At 64.3% G+C, this 22451-nt stretch carries 5 protein-coding genes; 4 read left to right on the top strand and 1 reads right to left on the bottom strand.

Annotated elements, in window-relative coordinates; all coding sequences use genetic code 11:
• The first annotated feature begins 3 nt into the window (after positions 1–3).
• Both cheB and BIWAKO_RS01950 read left to right on the top strand, forming a co-directional pair.
• Entirely contained in the window at positions 4–1023 is a 1020-nt protein-coding gene (cheB, locus tag BIWAKO_RS01955) for a chemotaxis response regulator protein-glutamate methylesterase (RefSeq protein ID WP_069877108.1), read from the top strand.
• Positions 1024–1093: 70 nt separating this feature from the next.
• Complete coding sequence (locus BIWAKO_RS01950; RefSeq protein WP_274533574.1) at positions 1094–2059, top strand: response regulator; 966 nt, start codon at positions 1094–1096, stop codon at positions 2057–2059.
• Between the two features lie 45 nt (positions 2060–2104).
• On the opposite strand, the gene ppc is transcribed toward BIWAKO_RS01950, so the two are convergent.
• Positions 2105–4882: a phosphoenolpyruvate carboxylase gene (ppc, locus tag BIWAKO_RS01945; RefSeq protein ID WP_084651113.1), complete on the bottom strand. Its 2778-nt coding sequence runs from the start codon at positions 4880–4882 to the stop codon at positions 2105–2107.
• 647 nt (positions 4883–5529) lie between these two features.
• Between ppc and BIWAKO_RS01940 the strand changes: the two genes are divergently transcribed.
• Together BIWAKO_RS01940 and BIWAKO_RS36550 are read left to right on the top strand one after the other, a co-directional pair.
• Positions 5530–7944: a multicopper oxidase domain-containing protein gene (locus BIWAKO_RS01940; RefSeq protein ID WP_074471491.1), complete on the top strand. Its 2415-nt coding sequence runs from the start codon at positions 5530–5532 to the stop codon at positions 7942–7944.
• A gap of 800 nt (positions 7945–8744) precedes the next feature.
• On the top strand, positions 8745–22430 hold the full coding sequence (locus BIWAKO_RS36550) for a peroxidase family protein (protein WP_069877106.1): 13686 nt from the start codon (positions 8745–8747) through the stop codon (positions 22428–22430).
• Positions 22431–22451: the final 21 nt, after the last annotated feature.

Here is a 22451-nt window from a genome sequence, read left to right as displayed (position 1 = left end):
TTCATGAGGATCGGCCTCGTCAATGATCTGCCGATGGCGGTCGAGCTGCTTCGGCGCATCGTTGTTTCGACAACCGAGCACGCGGTCGCCTGGATCGCGGTGAACGGGCGCGAAGCGGTGGAGGCGTGCCGACGCGACAGGCCGGATCTGATCCTGATGGATCTGAACATGCCCGAGATGGACGGCGTGATGGCGACCCAGAGGATCATGGCAGAGACGCCCTGTCCCATTCTGCTGGTGACCGCGAGCGTCGATGCCAATGTCTCCGGCGTCTATGACGCGATGGGCTATGGCGCATTGGACGCGGTCGACATTCCCAGCGTCGGGGCGGACGGCAATGCCCAGGCTCAATCGGCGGCGCTGCTTGCCAGGATCGCGATGATCGGCAGGCTCTCGCGCGATGTCACCCCAGCCCCCCGGGCGACGACTCCGGCCCGCAAAGCCGCACCCTCGGCGCAGCGGTTGATCGCGATCGGTGCTTCGGCGGGGGGACCTGCTGCCGTGGCATCGCTGCTGGCCGGGCTGCCGCGCGGTTTTCCGGCTGCGCTCGTTCTCGTGCAGCATCTCGATGCGCATTTCGTACCGGGCTTTGCCAGCTGGCTGGGCCAGCACACCGGCCTTGCGGTGCGCCCTGCCATCGAAGGCGACAGGCCCGAACCAGGGACCGTGCTGATTGCAGCGACTGGCGATCACCTGGTCTTCAAATCGGGCAATGACCTGGGCTATAGGTCTGAACCGCGCGACTACGTCTACCGGCCATCGGTCGACGTGTTCTTCGAAAGTGTTGCGCAATGGTGGCAGGGAGATCTGGTGGGGGTGTTGCTGACCGGCATGGGCAGGGACGGCGCCCGCGGGTTGAAGCTCCTGCGCGACAGGAAATACTTGACCCTGGCACAGGACAGGGCGACGAGCGCCGTTTACGGAATGCCCAAGGCGGCCGCTGCGATCGATGCAGCTTCCGAAATTCTACCACTTGCCGCGATTGCGCCACGCCTTGTCGAGGCGTGCCGTCAGTCGTTCTGAAGAGGTTGTCTTGATGACAGGCGAACCGACCCTCACCATGTCTTCCGTGCCCCCGCCGGCGGATAGTTACATGTCCATGATCCTGCTCGTCGATGACCAGGTCATGGTCTGCGAAGCCGTGCGGCGGGCGCTGGCCAACCAGCCCGATCTCGATTTCCACTACTGCACCGACCCCTTGGCGGCGATCAAGGTGGCCGAACAGGTGAAGCCGACCGTGATCCTGCAGGATCTCGTCATGCCGGGCGTCGACGGGCTGGATCTGGTGCGGCAATATCGCAAGCACGCCTCGATACATAATGTTCCCGTCATCGTTCTCTCGACCAAGGAAGATCCCGCCACCAAGAGCGAGGCCTTCCAGGCAGGCGCGAACGACTATCTCGTCAAGCTTCCCGACAAGCTCGAACTGATCGCTCGGGTGCGCTACCACACCCGCGCCTATCTCGATCATGTCCAGCGGGACGAGGCCTATCGGGCGCTGCGCGAAAGCCAGCGCGAGCTGATGCGGGTCAATCTCGAGCTCGAGCGCCTGACGCGGATCGACGGGCTGACCGGACTGGGGAACCGTCGCTATTTCGACGAGTATCTCGGGGCGGAGTGGAAGCGCTGCCTGCGCACGCAGCACCCGCTGTCTGTCCTGATGATCGATGTCGACCATTTCAAGCGCTACAACGATGCCTATGGCCATCTCGCCGGCGATGAGGTGCTGAAACAGGTCGCCAGCGTGATCCAGAGCGGCTGCACCCGCTCGACGGACCTGGCAGCCCGCTTCGGCGGCGAGGAGTTCGTCGTCATTTTGACGGATGTGCCGCAGGAGGGCGCGAGATACGTGGCCGAGCGGCTGGTTCAGGGCGTGCGGGATCTGAACATCGCGCACGGCACGGGCCGGGTCACGATCAGTGTGGGCATGGCAACGACGATGCCTCACGAAGGGGGCGAGCCGGCGAAACTGGTCAATGCCGCCGATCTCGCGCTCTTCCGCGCCAAGAACGAGGGGCGGGACCGCTCGGTCTCGTCGGAAATCTCGGCGGTGCCGTAGCGTCGTCGTCCCGGGGGGCGACGCTATCGGAGCGAGGCGCGCCGCTCACCCGGTATTGCGCAGCCCGGCCGCGATGCCGTTGATCGAGATCAGGATGCCGCGGCGGGCCTTCTCGTCGATCTGGCCGGAGCGCCAACGGCGCAGGAGCTCGACCTGGAGATGGTTGAGCGGGGCGATATAGGGGAAACGGTGGATGATGGAGAGCGCCAGGGCCGGGTTATCGGCCAGGCGCTGGGTTTCGCCGGTAATGGTCGTGATCGCCTGAACCGTCCGGGTCCATTCTGCCTCGATCTCGGTGAAGATGCGCTGGGCAAGCTCGCGATCCGGGACGAGATCGCAGTAGCGCCGGGCGATGCCGAGATCGGCCTTGGCCAGGACCATGTCCATATTGGACAGAAGCGTGCGGAAGAATGGCCACTGCGCGCTCATGCGCTGCAGCAGTGCGATGCGCTCGGCCGGCGCGGCGGCGATGAAGCCCTCGACCGCGGAGCCGAAACCGAACCAGCCGGGCAGGGCCAAGCGACTCTGGCCCCATGAGAACCCCCAGGGGATCGCGCGCAGATCCTCGATCGAGCGAGTAGCCTTTCGCGACGCCGGGCGCGAGCCGATATTCAGCTCCGCGATCTCGGTGATCGGCGTGGCTGAATAGAAGTAGTCGGTGAAGCCGGCCGTTCCATAGACCAGCGCCCGATAGGCGGCCATGCTGCGCACGGAGAGTTCGGCCGCGGTGTCGAGAAATTCCGGCGCCGCCTCGTTACGCGGCTGCAGCAGGGTGGCCTCCAGCGTCGCTGCCAGCAGGGTTTCCAGGTTGCGCCGACCGATCTCCGGGTTGGCATATTTGGCATTGATCACTTCGCCCTGCTCGGTCAGGCGGATCTGCCCCTTCACGGTGCCGGACGGTTGAGCGAGGATGGCCTGATAGCTCGGCCCGCCGCCACGCCCGACGGTGCCGCCGCGGCCATGGAACAGCCGCAATGTCAGCCCCGGCTTGGTCTCGTAGAAGCGAACCAGTGCCGTCGACGCGCGATAGAGTTCCCAGTTGGATGTGAAGTAGCCGCCGTCCTTGTTGCTGTCGGAGTAGCCGAGCATGATGTCCTGCTCGCCGCCGGAATTGCGGATCAGCGCCTCGATGCCGGGCTGGTCGTAGAAGCTGCGCATGATCGGCTCGGCCGCGCGGAGATCGCCGATGGTCTCGAATAGCGGGACCACGATCAGCTCGACACTGGCCTGCGTCGCCTCGCCAGGCGCAAGGGTGCACCCCATCAGGCCGCATTCCTTCTGCAGCAGCACGACCTCCAGCAGATCGCTGACCGTTTCGGTGTGGCTGATGATGTAGTGGCGGATGGCATCGCTTCCGAAATCGGCGCGGACCTGTTTTGCCGCCTCGAAGATTGCAAGCTCTCCCTCGGTCTGCGGGGTGTAGGCGGCGTTGCGCACACGCAGCGGGCGCGGATCGGCCAGGAGGGAGAGGAGCAAAGCGCGCTTGGTGTCCTCCGTGAGAGAGCCATAGCGTGGCTCGATGCGAGCCGTGGCCAGGAGTTCGGCAATGACCGCCTCGTGCTTGTCCGAGCTCTGGCGCAAATCGATGCTGGCCAGATGGAAGCCGAAGACCTCCGCCGCGCGCAGCAGGGGCGAGAGCCGCGCTCCCAGGAGCAGGCTGCCATGGTGGGATTGCAGGCTGTCGGCAACGATGCGCAGCTCGGCCACGAAATCCGCGGGCGCCGAATAGGGCGCGCTCGGCGCCACCGCATGACGGAGCGCTTCGGTGCCGGTCAGCTTGCGCAGGGTCGCAGCGAGCCGGGCGTAGATGCCGATCAGGGCGCGGCGATAGGGTTCGTCGGCGCGGTGGGGATTGTCGTCGCCGGAGCGATCGGCAAGGTCCCGCAGCGCCTGGGTGCTGCCGACCAGCGTGTTTGAAACCGGCAGTTCGGCACCGAGCTCATGAACCTCGGTCAGGTAATGACGCAACGCTGTCTCGGCCTGGAGGCGAACCGCCATCAGCAGGGTTTCGGCGGTGACATTGGGATTGCCGTCGCGATCACCCCCGATCCAGCTTCCCATCCGGAAGAAGCTCGGCACGCGGGCGCCAAGCAGGTCCTCGAGCTCGGCATAGAGGCGCGGGATCTCGTGCAGGAACGTCGCGCGATAATAGCTCAGCACGTTCTCGATTTCGTCGCGCACGGCAAGCTTGGAGTAGCGCAGGAGTCGCGTCTGCCAGAGCTGGGCGATGCTAGCCCGCAGCGCCGTCTCGTTGCGGGCGCGTGCGCGTGCGCCGCGCAGGGTCGGCCGGGCCGCGAGCAGCTCGGCAATGGTGCGCTCGGCGTCGAGAATGCTCTTGCGCTGAACCTCGGTCGGATGCGCGGTGAGCACGGGTGATACCAGGCTGCGCGAGAGGGCGCGTTCGATTGCCGGCGCCCTGCCCCCGGCCTGCGCGAACAGGTCGAAACTGTGCGCCAGGCTGCCATCGGGATGAGCGTCAACCGCTTCCAGATCGGCTTGCCGGCGGAGTTGGTGGCAATCTTCGGCCAGATTGGCGAGATGCGAAAAATAGGTGAAGGCGCGAATGACCGAAACGGTCTCGTTCGGACTCAATCGTGCCAGCAGCGTATCGAGGTCGCGACCCGCCTCGACATCGGCCTTGCGCTGGAAGGTGACCGAGAGCCGCCTGATCGCCTCGATCAGCTCGAAGGTCTGCTCGCCCTCCTGCTGCCGCACGGTGTCGCCGAGGATCTGTCCGAGCAGCCGGATATCCTCGAACAGGGCTTGGGCGTCGGCGGGGCCGGTGGTCGGATCCGGTCGCGGATCGATGGCGGTGACAGGCAAGGGTGCCTCGCGGGAAAAGGGCCGACATGCGGCGTCCCGGCCATGGCAGCATGACTCATGCCGCCTTGCCAAGCTTCATTGTGCAGCGCAACCGAGCCGATCGAACGCAAGGACGGTGATTATCCAGCGGGGTCTCGCCGCGAGCGTTTTCTTCGGGATGCTCTGCCCGGAACATAGGCAGCCGAGCCCGAGCTCCACGCGAGGGTGCGCATTGACGGGTGCAGCCATGGGATAGTGCGTGGGATGATGAATATTCTGCGCATTGCAGAAATACGGTAGGGGGCAGCGGAATCAGTTTCGAATTTTATCTATTAATCGAGAATTTCTCGGAAGTTAAACGTATAGTATAGTATATATTTTTACAAATATATGATTGTGGATAAATTTTTGGCAATCAATGGTGGTCGAGGTCGATGCAGGAATCCCATTCCCGAGCGTTGGTATTGAACGATAATTCGAAAGGGTTTAATTTGATCCCGACAGTTGTCGCGGAAGATCAGTATGATGCCACGCAACAAGCCGCCAGGGACTAGGGACTTTGGTTGCATACTTGGTCAGACCTTTTCCTCTTACTGAGCCGCGACCGGCAGAACTAAAGGTTAGCGTTGAGGCGCGCCTTGGTTCAGTCCGGAAAAGGGGAAGAGGATATGTATCTTTCGCGCGAGACCACTGGCATCCGGTTGAAGGAAGCTGAGAGGGCTCTGGAAAACCGGCTCGATATCGTCAAGGCCCTTTCGGTGGGGCAGATCACCAAACGCGACCTGCTGCGCTGGGGCTATTTCACCGCCGGCGGGTTGCTGGTTGCGAAGAACGGGCTCAGCCCCTTCGCCCAGAGCGCCTATGCCCAGGTGCCGACCGGGGCGCCGCGCAGTCCGACCTTCGGGGCCGCCAAATTCCACGACCCGATGCCCCGGCCCGAGGTCCAGAAGCCGGTCCCGCTTCAGCGCATGGCGAATGGCGATGCGGCCTGGCAGTTCGCTGGGGGGGGGCAGGAACTGCCGGCGAAGAATCTTTCCTACCATACCGACTTCAGCAATTCCGGCGGTGCGGCCTACCGCAACCCGGTGACCTGGGTCGGGCCGATGGAAGGACGCCCGCCTGGCGAGTTCTTCGCGCATCAGCGTTGGGAGGAACTCTATCCCAAGAAGGGCTACCTGCTGTCCCTTGGACAGATTGGCTCCGGCAGTCGCTTCTGCGCGGAAATGCCGGACCAGGACGCGACTGCGATGTGGACCTTCGGCCCGCGCCAGCCCAGCCAGGCGGGAAATGTCGAGGGCCTTCGCACAGGCCTCGCCCGTCCGATCCTGATCAAGGCACGCTATGGCGAGCCGATCCTGACCCGGATCTACAATGATTTGCCAGTCGACCGGACCAAGAATGGCGGCTTTGGACGGAACGAGATCTCGATCCATTTCCATAACGCCCATAACGGCGCCGAAAGCGACGGCGCCTGCAATGCCTATCATTTCCCCGGCACCTTCTACGATTACCACTGGGGCATGGCGATGGCGCGGCGTGACATGCCGAGCCTCTGGCCGACGGGCGACCGCGACTATGCCCGCAGATGCTCGGGGCCGGACGATGGCGAGGGCTATGTCCCGGTTCCAGGCGATTATCGGGAGATCCAGGGCAGCCTTTGGTTCCATGATCACCGTTTCTTCTTCACCGCCGAGAACGTGCACAAGGGCATCTTCGCTCTCTGCAATATCTATAGCGGGCCGGACCGGGGGCGTGAGGATCTCAATGACGGCATCAACCTGCGGCTGCCGAGCGGCTCGCAGCTGAAATGGGGCAATCTTGATTTCGACGTGAATCTCGCGATCTCGAATCCAGCCTTCGATGCGAGAGGCCAATGTCGCTTCGACATTTTCGACACCGACGGCTTCCTCGGCGATATGCTCTGCGTCAACGGCGCCTATTACCCCTATTTCGAGGTGCTGCCGCGACGCTATCGCTTCCGCATTTTGAATGCCTCCATGGCGCGCTTCGTCAAGCTGGCGCTCGCGGTCAACAAGAGCAAGCGCTACTCGCAAGGCACGAAGGTGCCGTTCTACTTCATCGCCAATGACGGCAATCTGGTCGTCAACCCGATTCTGCTCACCGAGACCGATGAGATGGGGGTGGCGGAGCGCTACGACATCGTCGTTGATTTCTCCGCCTTTGCGCCGGGCGACAGCGTCTATTTCATGAATCTGCTGGAGCAGACCGACGGGCGCAAGCCCAAGGGCGCGGTCTCGATCGAGAAGGCTTTCAAGGGCCGGGATGACGACCCCTGTGTCGGCCCAATTCTCGAATTCAGGGTCGTGAGCCAGGTCCAGAGCGTCGACAATCCCGGCAAGGTCTACAATGCCAGCAATCCGCTCGATGCCGATCGCAGCGCTAATTTCGCCGATCCCGACTGGCGTACGGGGACGAAGACCCTGACCACGCAGATCCCGATCGTCGCGCCGGTGCGCGAGCGGGTGATCGAGTTCGGCCGCTCGGGAGAGGGCGATTCACGCAATAACCCGGGTGGGCAGTGCATACCCGAATGCGGAGACATCAAGTCCTTCCCCTGGACCATCAAGATCAATGGCGAAAAGGCGCACTCGCTCAACGCCAATCGCATCTCTCTCCTCATGCCCAAGCCGGGCGAGGTCGAGCACTGGACCCTGATCAATGGCGGGGGCGGCTGGGACCATCCCATCCATCTCCATTTCGAGGAGGGGGTCACCATGGACCGGGGCAGCGCCCCGATTCCGGCGACGGAGCGGCTGGTACGCAAGGACGTCTGGCGGCTACGGCCCTCCGGCCGGGTCAAGTTCCAGGTGCGCTTCGGAGAGTTCGGCGGCGCCTATGTCAACCATTGCCACAACACCGCCCACGAGGATTTCGCGATGCTGCTGCGCTACCAGCTGCAGACACCGCCTCCCGGCGACCCTGACTACAAGGGCCAGCCGCAATATCAGCTGACGATGACACCGATCCCGACGCCGAATGGCGTGGTCTGGAAGCAGCCTGAGGTCCTGCCCGAGGGCGACCCGAGCAGGATCAGGGTCGCAGGATCCGCGACGCGCAGCTGACCCTTGAGCGCAAGGTTCGATGCCGGGCAGGCCTTGTGCCTAGCCCGGCCTGTGGAGACGCGGCCCGAGCGGCCGAAACCGATGCGACGCGCCTTCGAATTTCGCCGTTGCGTTGCCAGCGCGCGGGCCGTGCGCGAATGTTCCTGGCTCCCGCATGGCAGCCCGCGTCCGCCGCTCCGATGCCGATCGGCGTCGGCCTGGCCTGGAGCTGCGGCGTGAGGTCGTGAAACCTGAAAATTCCCCGATCCGCGCCAGGCGACGAACAGGGCCCCCGGGCAGCATGGCGAAGTGGCGTCGTCCCGCACCCTGCCCGAAGGAGGCGAGGGACGGACGCCGCTCTCGTCTCGCACCGCAGGATCTTCCCCCTTCATCGAGCCCGGTCCTCTCGCAGATATTGGGGGAGAGGCGCATGGAATCCTGGAAGACGGAGGCGATGGCAGGGAGCTGCGCCCGCGAACTGCTCCAGGAAAACTGCTCCGGCAGGGCGGGCATGGCCGAGGCCGCACTCAATAGAGACCTTGGTCGCTAGCGTAGGGAGTTAGGTCTGGACGCGCGTGCCGACCAAATTCCGTCGCCGTCCCCAGACGCTGGTCGGGAAATAACGTCCGACATAGTCCTCTAACGACTAGTTTTGCCGACAGGCATCATGCTGCTGTGCGATGGGCCCATGACGGGCTGAAGCGCTGACCGATCAAGTTCTGGCCAACGATGCAACCGGCGTCGTGCCCTCTTTGGCGCGAGCGGCGGAGCATTGCCCGACGAAGCCAATACGGGGTCCTGGCGATCCCAAGGAGGGCGTCATGGTGCAGTATCTTCGCTCCGACCTTGAGTTCATTCTCGAGCAGATCAGGATTGCGGAGCGGAACGCTCAGGGCGAGAACCTCACAGACATCCTGCCCAGCGCCCAGGTGCCGTTTGGTCTGCGGACCGTCGATGGCTCGTTCAACAACCTGGCCCACCCGGAATTCGGGGCCGCGGATCTGGCGTTTCCACGCCTGACCGATCCGTCGTTCCGGCCGGCCGAGGCCGGCACCAGCTACGCCGATCCAGGCTTAGTGCAGGACTCCCAGCCGCGCACGATCAGCAACCTGGTCGTCGACCAGACCGCCAACAATCCCGCAGCCGTCGCGGCTGCTGCACAGAACCCAGGGTCAGGCACCGTCACCAGTCCCGGGCTGGATGGGGTCTTCGGCACCGCGGACGACACTCCGGTCAATTTCATCCCGAATATTACCCCCGATGTGGGCCTCTCGGCGCCATTCAACGCCTGGATGACCTTCTTCGGCCAGTTCTTCGACCACGGCCTCGACCTGGTCACCAAGTCCACGAGCCAGACCGAAGTCGTCTTCATTCCGCTGCAACCCGATGACCCGCTCTTCAGCACGGCGCCCGGCGCTCTGAACTTCATGGTGCTGAACCGGGCTGCGGGCGGCCAGGCTGCGACCAACACGACCTCGCCCTTCGTCGACCAGAGCCAGACCTACGCCTCGAATCCCTCGCATCAGGTCTTCCTGCGCGCCTATGAACTGAATGCCAACGGCGATCCGGTCGCGACCGGTGAACTGATCACCAACCGCAATCTCGGCGCAGATGGCCTGTTCGGCACGGCTGATGATGTTGAAATCGGCGGGATGGCGACCTGGGCCGTGGTCAAGGCGCAGGCGCGCGACATCCTCGGCATCAACCTCACCGATGCCGATGTCGGCAATGTGCCGGTCCTGGCTGTCGATGCCTATGGCAATTTCATCGTGGGCCCGAACGGCATGCCGATGGTCATGATGACCGATGGCAGCTTCACCGAGGGCAACCGGGCGGCGCCGATCAGCCTCGCGGGCGCCGCCCGCACCGGTCATGCCTTCCTGAACGATATCGCGCATGCTGCCGATCCGACGGGCAAGACCGCGGATGCCGATAGCATCGTCAACACCGGACCGATTGCGGCCGGCCAATATGACAACGAGCTCCTCGACGCGCATTACATCGCCGGCGACGGCCGCGTGAACGAGAATATCGGCCTCACCGCCGTGCACGCCGTGTTCCATTCGGAACATAACCGCCTTGTCCAGCAGACCAAGGACGTGGCGTTGGCGACCGGGGATGTCGCCTTCCTCAACCAGTGGCTCGACACGCCGCTGGCCGTGGGCACGACCTTCCCGCTGACGCAGGTCCAGATCGACGCGCTCGACTGGAACGGCGAACGCCTGTTCCAGTCCGCCAAGTTCGGCACGGAGATGCAGTATCAGCATCTGGTGTTCGAGGAGTTCGCCCGCACGGTCCAGCCGCAGGTCGACGAGTTCCTGGCGCCCAATGGCTACGACACCACGATCAACCCGGCGATCCTCGCGGAGTTCGCGCACACGGTCTATCGCTTCGGTCATTCGATGCTGGTCGAGACGGTCGATCGCTTCGACCCGAACTTCAACACTGTCGGCGGCGACCCGCAACTCGGCCTGATCGCGGCCTTCCTCAATCCGCTCGCCTATGCCGCAAGCGGCGTGACGCCCGAACAGGCGACCGGTGCGATCGTGCGTGGCCTCACGCGCCAGGTCGGCAACGAGATCGACGAATTCGTCACCGAGGCGGTGCGCAACAACCTGCTCGGCCTGCCGCTCGACCTGCCGGCGCTGAACATCGCGCGCGGCCGTGATACCGGCATTCCCTCGCTCAACCAGGCGCGGGTCGAATTCTACCAGATGACCGGCGACAGCCAGCTCAAGCCCTATATCAGCTGGACCGACTTTGCCGGCCATCTGAAACATACCGAGTCGCTGATCAACTTCATCGCGGCCTATGGCACGCATGCGTCGATCACGGATGCGACGACGATGGCCGACAAGCGTGCGGCTGCGAGCTTGCTGGTGCTGGGTGGCGTTGGTGCGCCTGCGGATCGTCTCGACTTCCTGAACGCGACCGGCGCCTTTACCGGCGGCTCGCTCGGCGGCCTCAACGACGTCGATTTCTGGCTCGGCGGCCTTGCGGAAGAGAAGATGCCGTTTGGCGGGATGCTCGGCTCGACCTTCAACTTCGTCTTCGAGACCCAGCTTGAATCGCTGCAGAACGGCGACCGCTTCTACTATCTGTCGCGCACTGCCGGCATGAATTTCGGCACCGAGCTCGAGAACAACTCCTTCGCCAAGCTCGTGATGCTGAACAGCGACGCGACGCATCTGCCGAACGCGATCTTCACCACGCCGACCTTCACGCTCGAAGTGAACCGGGCGGCGCAGCATACCGGGCTCGGCCTCGATGGCCGGGCCGACCCGACCGGCGGCATCGAGATCAACGGCGTCGAAGTCGTTCCTCTTGTCATTCGCGACAATCCGGCGACGCCCGGCACCGACACGAACTACCTCCAGTACACCGGCGAGGACCATGTCGTTCTTGGCGGCACCGCCGGCAATGACGTCATCATCTCCGGCGATGGCGACGACACGCTCTATGGCGACGGCGGGAACGACCGACTCGAGGGCGGCTACGGCAACGACACCATCATGGGTGGCGACGGCGACGACATCATCCGGGATCTCGGTGGCGACGACCGGCTCGAGGGCGGCGCCGGCAACGACGTCATCCATGCCGGCAACATGATGGTCGGCGGTGTCGGGAACCTGATCCTGGGCGGTGCCGGCAAGGACTACATCGTCACGATGGAGGACATCTCGACCACCTTCGGTGGCCAGGGAGACGACTTCATCTACAGCGCCAAGACCAGTCTGCCGCCGACCGGCAACGAGGGCGACGACTGGATCGAGAAGGGCACGCAGGACGGCGCCCCTGGCGACAACTTTGCGCCCCTGCTGGCCGATAACGTCATCGGCAATGACATCTTCATCGGCGGCGGCGGCTTCGACGAGTTCATCGGCGAAGGCGGCGACGATATCTTCGTCGGCAGCGATGCCCAGGACAAGATGGACGGCATGTCCGGCTTCGACTGGGTCACCTACAAGAACGACAGGCAGGGCGTGACCGTCGACCTGACGCTGGCTGCGCTGGCCCAGCCCCATGGCGAGACGCCTGCCGCGAACACCGGCGTTGTCCAGCCTGTCGGCGCATCCCCGGCGTCTATCCTCGACCGGTTCGCCGAGGTCGAGGGCCTGTCGGGCTCGCGCTTTGCCGACATCCTGCGCGGCGACAATGTCGACGCGGTCACGATCCTGAACCATGGCGGCGCTACCGGGGGCGCACTGACCAATGTCGCCCTGATCGACGGGTTGCAAGGGCTCCTGCTCCAGGCCGGCCTCTCCGCCACCGGCTTTGCCACCGGCAACATCATGCTCGGCGGTGCCGGCAGTGACCTGCTCGAAGGTCGCGGCGGCGACGACCTGATCGACGGCGACCGCTGGCTGAACGTGCGCATCAGCGTGCGTGCGAATATCGACGGAACCGGCGCCGAGATCGCCACCTTCGACAGCATGGTTGCACCGACCCTGCTGCAGAACATGCTGAACGGCGTCTGGAACCCCGGTCAGCTCGTGGCGGTGCGCGAACTGAGAGATGACGACAACGCCTTCGACACGGCGATATTCTCCGGCGCCAGCACCGACTACACGGTCACGACGACCAATGGCATCACCACCGTCACCGACAATGTCGGTACGGATGGCACCGACACTCTCGTCAATGTCGAGCGGTTGCAATTTTCCGATGTGTCCGTGACGCTTCCAAACGGCGCCGGACTCAATCTGAACCCGACCGGCCAGCTTGCCATCCAGGATGCCACGTCGAGCGCGGCCGACAACACTCCGACCTCAGGCCAGATGCTGCGTGTCTCGATCGGCACCGTGACGGACGGCGATACAAGCGCCGCAGCCCCCAATGGCATCCTGCCCGGCTCGATCTCCTATCTCTGGCAGGTCGAGACGGCGCCCGCTTCCGGCATCTTTGAGGACATCATCCTGCTGCCGCTGGGCGATCTCGCTTTCCAGAGCGCCGATGGCACCACCTTCAGAGTCACGCCTGATCTTGTCGGCGCTTCGCTTCGGGTCAAGGCGATCTTCACCGACGGCCATGGCGTCACCGAGACGGTGTTCTCGGCTCCGACCCAGCCGGTCGCGGCGGGGGCACCTGTTCCACCGCCAGTCGCGCCGACCCCGGTCGTCGACGCGACCGCGGGCGGCGAGGGCATCATGCTGGTGCGCTCGGACCTCAACTTCATTCTCGACCAGATCAAGATCGCCGAGGCGAACGCGGCCGGCACGCCGCTGACCTCGCTGCTACCGAACGTGCGGGTGCCGTTGGGCCTGCGCACCGTCGATGGTTCCGGCAACAATCTGGGCACGCAGCAGCAGAGCGAGACCTTCGGCGCGGCCGACAACGTCTTCCCACGCGTCACGAATCCGGTGTTCAACAGCGCAGAGGGAGGCACCTCCTACCAGCAGACGAGCGGGCTGGTGATCGACTCGCAGCCGCGCACGATCAGCAACCTGATCGTCGACCAGACCATGAACAATCCCGCAGCGATTGCGGCGGCCCTTCGCAACGCCGGCTCTGAAAATATCGCGGCGGATACGACTGCGCTCCTCAATGTGTTGCAGGCGCTCAATACAGCCAAGGCCGGCGGAGACCCCGTCGCCGTTGCAACCGCCCAGCTCGCCTTTGACGGAACCGTCGACCGCCTCGGCCTGACCATCGTCACCAGCCCCGGCCTCGACGGCCAGTTCGGCACGGCCGACGACAAGCAGGTCTTCGAAATCCCGAACATCGCGCCGGATGCGGGCCTGTCGGCGCCGTTCAACGCCTGGATGACCTTCTTCGGCCAGTTCTTCGACCATGGCCTCGATCTCGTGACCAAGGGCGGCTCCGGCACGGTCTTCATCCCGCTTCAGCCGGATGATCCGCTCTTTGTTCCGGGCAGCCCGACGAACTTCATGGTGCTGACGCGGGCGACCAACCAGCCCGGCCCCGACGGCGTCCTCGGGACGGCCGATGACATTCACGAGCATACGAACACGACCACGCCGTTTGTGGATCAAAACCAGACCTATTCCTCGCATCCCTCGCACCAGGTCTTCCTGCGGGCCTATGAGCTCAACGCCGCTGGCGATCCGGTTGCGACCGGCGGGCTGATCACCAACCGGGATCTGGGCGCCGACGGGAAATTCGGAACCGCTGACGACACCGAGATCGGTGGCATGGCGACCTGGAAGGTGGTCAAGGCCCAGGCGCGCGATATTCTCGGCATCAACCTCACCGATGCCGATATCGATAGCGGCCCGCTGCTGGCGACCGACGCCTATGGCAATTTCATGAAAGGTCCGAACGGCTTCCCGCAAGTCGTCATCCGGGTCAACAATGGTCCGGACGGCATTGCCGGCAACGCCGACGACGTCACCACGCTTGTCGAAGGCAATCCGGCGGCGCCGATCAGCCTCGCGAACGCGGTGCGCACCGGCCACGCCTTCCTGAACGACATCGCCCACAACGCCGTGCCGGTCTTCAACGCCGGTGTCCTTGCGCCTGACGCCGATGTGCTCACCGGAAACGCCGTGCCTGTGGGGCCGGGAGGCAACAACCTCGCCTATGACAACGAGCTTCTCGACGCGCACTACATCGCCGGCGACGGCCGCGTGAACGAGAATATCGGCCTCACCACAGTGCACGCGATCTTCCACTCCGAGCATAACCGGCTGGTCGAGCAGACCAAGAACACGGTCCTGACCTCGGGCGACCTCGCCTTCCTGACGGAATGGCTGATGCCGGGTACGGCGCCGGCGGCCTTCCCGACGGACGCCGCTGCGATCGCGAACCTGCAGTGGAATGGCGAGCGCCTGTTCCAGACTGCGAAATTCGGCACGGAGATGCAGTACCAGCATCTGGTCTTCGAGGAGTTCGCCCGGACCATCCAGCCGAACGTCGATCTCTTCTTCGCACCGACACAGGTCTACGATGTCGACCTGGATCCCTCGATCGTCGCGGAGTTCGCGCACACCGTCTATCGCTTCGGCCACTCGATGCTGACCGAGACGGTCGACCGCTTCACTGCGGATTTCAATGTCGTCTCGTCCGATCCCAACAATCCCGATCAGCAGATCGGCCTGATCGCGGCCTTCCTCAATCCGCTCGCCTTCGCCGCCAGCGGACCGACGCCAGAGGAAGCAACCAGCGCGATCGTGCGCGGCGTGACCCGCCAGGCCGGCAACGAGATCGACGAGTTCGTCACCGAGGCGCTGCGCAACAACCTGCTCGGCCTGCCGCTCGATCTGCCCACTATCAACCTCGCCCGCGGCCGTGATGTTGGCATTCCCTCGCTGAACGAGGTTCGCCGGCAGATCTATACGCAGACTGGCGAAGTCCAGCTCAAGCCCTACACCAGTTGGGTGGATCTGATTCAGAGCCTGAAGCACGCGGATTCGGTGATCAACTTCATCGCCGCCTATGGCCTGCATCCCTTGATCACGGCCGCGACCACGCTCGCTGACAAACGTGCGGCTGCAAGCCTCCTGGTGCTTGGCGGGGTCGGCGAGCCGGCCGATCGCCTTGACTTCTTGAACGGCACGGGAGCCTGGGCTAGCGCTGCCGACGGAGCCACCATCACCGGCGTCGACGATATCGATCTGTGGATTGGCGGTCTGGCCGAAGAGAAAATGCCGTTCGGCGGCATGCTGGGCTCGACCTTCAACTTCATCTTCGAGAATCAGCTCGAAAAGCTCCAGGATGGCGACCGCTTCTACTATCTCGAGCGCACCGCCGGTCTCAGCTTCAATGCGGAGCTCGAGAGCAACTCCTTCGCCAAGCTGATCATGGCGAACACGGATGCCACCCACCTCCCGGGTGTCGTCTTCACGGCCCCTGGCTTCACGCTCGAGGTGAACCAGGCTGCGCAGCACACCGGGCTGGGTGCCGACGGCCGAGCCGATCCCTTTGAACCGGTGGCTGCGTTTGGAGACCTCTCCTTGGCGCTCGCCCAATTTGCGCCGGGTGCCGGCGGCTGGGTGAGCGAGGATCGGTATCCGCGTCACCTGGCGGATGTGAATGGAGACGGCCGGGCCGATATCGTCGGCTTCGGGGAGCACGGCGTGTGGGTCTCGCTCGCCAATGCCGACGGGACTTTCCAGCCACTGAACTTCGCGCTCGCCCAGTTTTCACCGAGTGCCGGCGGCTGGGTGAGCGATGACCGGTATCCGCGTCACCTGGCTGATGTGAATGGAGACGGCCGGGCCGATATCGTCGGCTTCGGGGAGCACGGCGTGTGGGTCTCGCGCGCCAATGCCGACGGGACTTTCCAACCGCTGAGCTTCGAGCTCACCCAGTTTGCACCGAGTGCCGGCGGATGGGTCAGTCAAGACCGGTATCCGCGTCACCTGGCGGATGTGAACGGAGACGGCCGGGCTGACGTCGTCGGCTTCGGGGAGCACGGCGTGTGGGTCTCGCTCGCCAATGCCGACGGGACTTTCCAGCCGCTGAGCTTCGCGCTCACGCAGTTTGCACCGAGTGCCGGCGGCTGGGTGAGTGATGACCGGTATCCGCGTCAGCTGGCGGATGTGAACGGAGACGGCCGGGCCGATATCGTCGGCTTCGGGGAGCACGGCGTGTGGGTCTCGCTCGCCAATGCCGACGGGACATTCCAGCCGCTGAGCTTCGCGCTCGCCCAGTTTGCACCCAGTGCGGGCGGCTGGACGAGCCAAAGCCTCTATCCACGTCAAGTCGTCGATGTGAACGGTGACGGCCTGGCCGACATCGTCGGCTTCGGGCCGGCTGGGGTTCAGGTTGCGCTAGGCAATGCGGATGGCACCTTCCAAGCACCCACTTTCGAACTGCACGCCTTTTCAACTATCGAGGGCGGTTGGTCGAACCAGAATACCTATCCGCGTGAGCTCGCCGACGTGAACGGCGACGGCCTGGCCGATATCGTCGGCTTCGGGGAACAAGGTGTCTCTGTTGCGTTGGGGCAGCAAGGTGGGCCTGTCGTCATCCGCGACAATCCCGAGACTGTCGGGCCCGACACCAACTTCCTCCATTATACCGGAGAGGAGCATGTCGTCCTCGGCGGCACGGCGGGCGACGACATCATCATGTCGGGCGACGGCGATGACACGCTCTGGGGCGACGCCGGCAATGACCGTCTTGACGGCGGCGCCGGCAACGACCAGCTGCGCGGCGGAACCGGCGACGACATCATCACGGACACCGGTGGTGACGACAACATCCAGGGTGGCGACGGCAACGACGTCCTGCATGGCGGCAACGGCGTCAACCTGATCATCGGCGGCTTCGGCAGCGATTTCATCGTCACCGGCGAGGACGCATCGGAGGCCATTGGCGGCCAGGGCAACGACTTCATCCTGGGCAGCAAGGCCAATGAACAGGATATGGGCAACGAGGGCGACGACTGGATCGAGAAGGGCACCTCCGACGGCGCCCCTGGCGACAATTTCGATCCGCTCGGCAATGACCCGGTCATCGGCAACGACGTCTTCATCGGCGACGGCGAGAACGACAAGTTCAACGGCGAAGGCGGCGACGACATCATGGCCGGCAAGACCGGCTTCGGCGACCGCTACATCGGCGGCTCCGGCTACGACTGGGCGATCTACAAGCCCAACACCACCGGCGTCACTATCGACATCTCCGATCGCTTCTTCGATCAGCCGCCGGTGCCGGGTGGGTCGACCTCGCTCAGCCGCTTCGACTTCGTCGAAGGCCTCTCCGGTTCGGATTTCGGCGACGTCCTGAACGGCGATGACTCCGACGCCACCACCCTGCCGACGGCAGGTGCGACAGGCAGCGTGCTGACCAATATCGACCTGATCGCGGGCTTGCGGGACCTGCTTCCTGCCGGTGCGACCTTCTTCGATGGTGGCAACATCATCCTCGGCGGCGCGGGCAGCGACATCATCCAGGGCCGCGGCGGCAACGACATCATCGACGGCGACCGCTACTTGAACGTGCGCATCAGCGTGCGGGCCAATATCGATGGGACGGGACCCGAGATCGCCTCGTTCGACAGCATGGAGCCGATGGTCCCGTTCATGCTGAACGGCACCTACAATCCCGGCCAACTCGTCATCGTTCGCGAGATCCTGACCTCGACGACTGCCGATATCGACACGGCCAAGTTCTCCGGCCCACTGGCGAACTACACGATCACGACCAACGCCGACGGCTCGGTGACGGTGACGGACAATGTCGGGACGGATGGCACGGACACGCTCCGGAACATCGAGCGGCTGGAGTTCGCCGATCAGTCCGTCGTGCTCGGCGGGGCGAATAGTGAACCGGTGGGCTTACCAGCCATCGTTGATGCAAACGGCGGCGGCATCCAGGTCGGCGATGTCCTGACGGCGGATCTGGCCGGCCTGACCGATGCCGACAATCCCGGTGGGACCGTGCCAGCATTCCCCGTCTCCTATTTCTGGCAGGTCGATAACGGAAACGGAACCTTCGATGACATCCTGACCTTCGGCGCAGGCGAAGTGGAGCGCGCACACGGCCCGAGCTTCACGGTCACGGATGCGGAAAGCGGCTTGGCCCTGCGGTTGCGGGTCGTCTACCAGGACGCGAATGGCGTTCTTGAAGAGGTGTTCTCCGCACCGACCGCTGCCGTCAGCGTGGCGCCGGCTCCGACGATCATCACCGGAACGGCGGGCGCCGACACCCTCCTCGGCACGGCAGGGCCCGACATCATCAGTGCCGGTGCCGGCAATGACTTGATCACGATCGCCTCCACCGCAGGACGTGACATCATCGATGGCGGTGCCGACACCGACACTGTCCAGGTCCTCGGTGATGCGACTACGGAATCCTTCCAGATCTTTGCGGCAGCCGACGCGACCGCGGCTGGCTTCACGCTTGACCCGGCAACACAGATCGCGATCATCCGCAATGGTCTGGTGATCGCGGAACTCGCGAACATTGAGGAGATTGTCATCACCAGCGGCGGCGGTGGCGATACCTTCCAGGTTATTGGCAATTTCGCGCCGACCACGCTGCTGACGAACACCATTACGATCGATGGTTCGACGGGTGACGATACCGTCAATATCTCGGCGCTGACCTCGGCGCATCGCATCGTCTTCAAGTCGATGGGCGGTCACGACACCATCATCGGCGCGTTGCGGCCGCAGGATGTCATCGAACTGGCGCCCGGTTCGACGCTCGCCAACTACACGAGCACGAACAATGGCAACGGCACGACGACCCTGACGAATGGCAGCCATACCATCACCTTCGCGACCCTGCCCGGCGGAGCCTTGCCCACTTTCGTGGATGCCGGCAGCACCGGTGGTAGCGGAGGCGGCGACGGGATCACCGGGGCGTTCGAACTCACCGCCGGCGACGTCGCGGGACTGAAGCTCCTGGTCAACGGCCAGGAAGTCCCGGGCGATGACGATACGGTGCCCGGCGTCCGCGATCTCAGCGGCCACGGCAACAATATCGCCCATCCCGATTTCGGTGCGGCGGACGAGCACTTCATCCGGCTGACCGACGCCCGCTTCGGCGAGTTCGATCCGGCGATCGGCAACAACAAGGTCAATCCGATCTTCGAGGGGCTCGATCCGCGCAACATCAGCAATATCCTGGGTGTGCAGGAAGCCGATCTGCCGAAGAACGGCAACGACGCCAATATCTTCTTCATGGCCTTCGGCCAGTATTTCGACCACGGCCTCGACTTCCTGCCGAAGGGTGGCAACGGCACGATCCAGATCGGCGCGCCCGGCAACGGCGCGCCCGGATCAGGCAATCCGGCCGATCTCACCCGGGGCACGGTCGACGAGATCGTCGATGGCATTCCCCAGCATATCAATCGCACCTCGCCCTTCGCGGACCAGAACCAGGCCTATGGTTCGAACGGGCTCGTCGGCCAGTTCCTGCGCGAAGGCGACGGCGACGGCGGTCTCGGCTCGATGCTGCTGGCCGGAGCGCCTGACCCGTCGGATCCGGACTTCCGGTTGCTGCCGACGCTGCGCGAACTGATCCTGGAGCATTGGGAGAACAATACCGTCTTCACCGGCCTGCCGGGTGGCCCGGTCGCCTTCCGGACCCATTTCGCAGGGCTGGTCGATGGCAGCGGCGTGATCAACACCACGATGGCCGCGAACATGGCGTCCAATTTCATGGGCACCGGCCATGCGCTCCTGCTCGATGCCAATCCGTTCATCAGCGTGCTTGACCACTATATCGCCGGTGACGGCCGCGCGAACGAGAACTTCGCCCTGACCGCGATGCACACGATCTGGGCGCGCAATCACAACTTCCACGTCGAGAATCTGGTGGAGGCTGGCTTCCAGGGCACCCAGGAAGAGCTCTTCCAGGCGGCCAAGATCATCAACGAGGCCGAGTACCAGCGCGTCGTCTTCGACGAGTTCGCCGACCATCTCATCGGCGGGATCAAGGGCGATGGCAGCCACGGCCACGGCGACTACAATCCGAATGCGACAGCCGCCATCTCGCATGAGTTCGCGGCGGCCGTGTACCGGGTTGGCCACTCCCTGATCGGCCAGACCATGACCGTGCTCGATGCCGATGGCCAGCCGAAGCAGGTGGCGCTGTTCGACGCCTTCCTGAACCCGACGAATGACAGCGGCGCCTTCACCGCTCCCTTGCCTCCCGGCTATGTCCCGCAGCCCGGCTATGAGCAGCTCGGCGTGGAATCGATCCTGGGCGGCATCATCAGGCAGCCGGCGGAGGAGGTCGACTTCAACATCGTCGACGCGGTGCGCAACGATCTGGTGCGGATCAATGCCGACCTGTTCGCCTTCAACGTGGCGCGCGGCTGGGATGTCGGGCTTGGCACCTTGAACCAGGTGCGTTCGGATCTTGCCGCTTCGCAGGATCCCTATGTCTCCGAGGCCGTCGGATATGCCGGAAACCTCTCGCCCTATACCTCGTGGGAGGATTTCCAGCAGCGCAACAATCTGAGCGATGCCGTGATCGCCCAGTTCAGGCAGGCCTATCCGGACCTGGTCCTGGATGCCAATGAGATCGCTGCCTTCCAGGCGATCAATTCGAATATCGACGTGGCCATCCAGGCCGACGGCACCGGCATCGTGAAGGGGATCGATCGGGTCGATCTCTGGGTCGGTGGCCTGGCCGAGACGCATATCAATGGCGGCATGGTCGGGCAGACCTTCTGGGTCGTGCTGCACGAGCAGTTCGACCGCCTGCAGGAGGCCGACCGGTTCTACTATCTCGACCGGGTCGAGAATTTCGACTTCTACGAGAACTTTATCGACGGCCAGGAATTCGCGGACATCATCGCCCGCAATACCAGCCTGACCAATCTGCCGGAGAACATCTTCGAGACCGTCATCGGGGATAATGACGACAACGGTACCGGCACGGGCGACGATGTCGTCGGTGATGGCGACGCCACGGATGATGACGTAGTCGTTGGCGACGATGCCGATGATGATGATGATGATGATGACGTCGTCGTCGGTGACGATGATGACGGCGCCGGAGATGGCGACGATGATGATAACGATGACGACGGCGCCGGTGATGGCGACGACGCGGATGATGATGACGTCGTCGGCGACGATGACGATAATGACGCCGCCGCCGAAGATGGCGACGAGGAGGACGACGCCGCCGAAGATGACAACGCCGGCACGGTGACGCCGCTTTCTGGTCCGGGCACCAACCCTGGGACGCATGTCGGGACGGAGCTGAGCGATGTCCTGATCGGGGCGGCGGGAGCCGACAACCTGATCGGCCAGGGTGGCGACGATGTCCTGATCGGCGCGGGCGGCGACGACACGATCTCGGCGGGCGACGGCAACGACTTCGTCGATGCCGGGGAGGGCCGTGACGCGGTCTTCGGCGGGGCCGGCGACGACGTGCTGCTCGGCGGGGCCGGCAACGACCTGATCGATGGCGAGGCCGGCAACGACCGGATCTTCGGTGGCACGGGCGACGACCGGATCACGGCCGGGGCCGGCGACGACACCGTGGTGGCGGGTGCGGGCAATGACGTGATCGTGGCGGCAGTCGGTGACGGCAACGACGTCTATTTCGGCGATGACAGCGACGGCGGCTCGGGCATCGACACGCTCGATCTCTCGGCGATCACGGCGAACCTGACGGTCGATCTCGGCAACGGCCCGCTCGGACGCGGCAGCGCGGTCAGCACGGACAGCGGCAGCGACACGCTCTGGAGCATCGAGAACGTCGCGACCGGCTCGGGCAACGACACGATCACGGCCAGTGCCGCGGTGAACGTGATGGAGGGCGGGGCCGGCAACGACACCTTCCGCTTCCTGAGCAAGGAAGCGGCGGATGGCGACACCATCCTCGACTTCGAGCCTGGCGATAAGCTCGACCTGTCCGGCATCGACGCCAATGCAACGCTCGCCGGCGACCAGAGCTTCACCTTGACCAGCGGTCCGGCCTTCACCGCCACCGCCCAGCTGGTGGTCTCCCACGAGACCCGGGCCGACGGCGACTACACCGTGGTCAAGGGCAATGTCGACGGCGACGGCGATGCCGACTTCCAGCTCAACTTGAAGGGCAACCACACCCTGACCGGCAGCAACTTCACGCTGTAACGGCCGGACCTTCCGGCCGGC

Origin of the sequence: Bosea sp. BIWAKO-01, assembly GCF_001748145.1 — a bacterium.
GTDB lineage: Bacteria > Pseudomonadota > Alphaproteobacteria > Rhizobiales > Beijerinckiaceae > Allobosea.
The sequence above is the reverse complement of the archived record's forward strand: the minus strand, read 5'-3'. Positions and strand labels throughout refer to the sequence as shown.

Bases quoted from the DNA above. Each gene is read 5' to 3' on its own strand.
- BIWAKO_RS36550 (WP_069877106.1), top strand. From the start codon at position 8,745: ATGGTGCAGTATCTTCGCTCCGACCTTGAGTTCATTCTCGAGCAGATC.
- cheB (WP_069877108.1), top strand. From the start codon at position 4: ATGAGGATCGGCCTCGTCAATGATCTGCCGATGGCGGTCGAGCTGCTT.
- BIWAKO_RS01950 (WP_274533574.1), top strand. From the start codon at position 1,094: ATGTCCATGATCCTGCTCGTCGATGACCAGGTCATGGTCTGCGAAGCC.
- BIWAKO_RS01940 (WP_074471491.1), top strand. From the start codon at position 5,530: ATGTATCTTTCGCGCGAGACCACTGGCATCCGGTTGAAGGAAGCTGAG.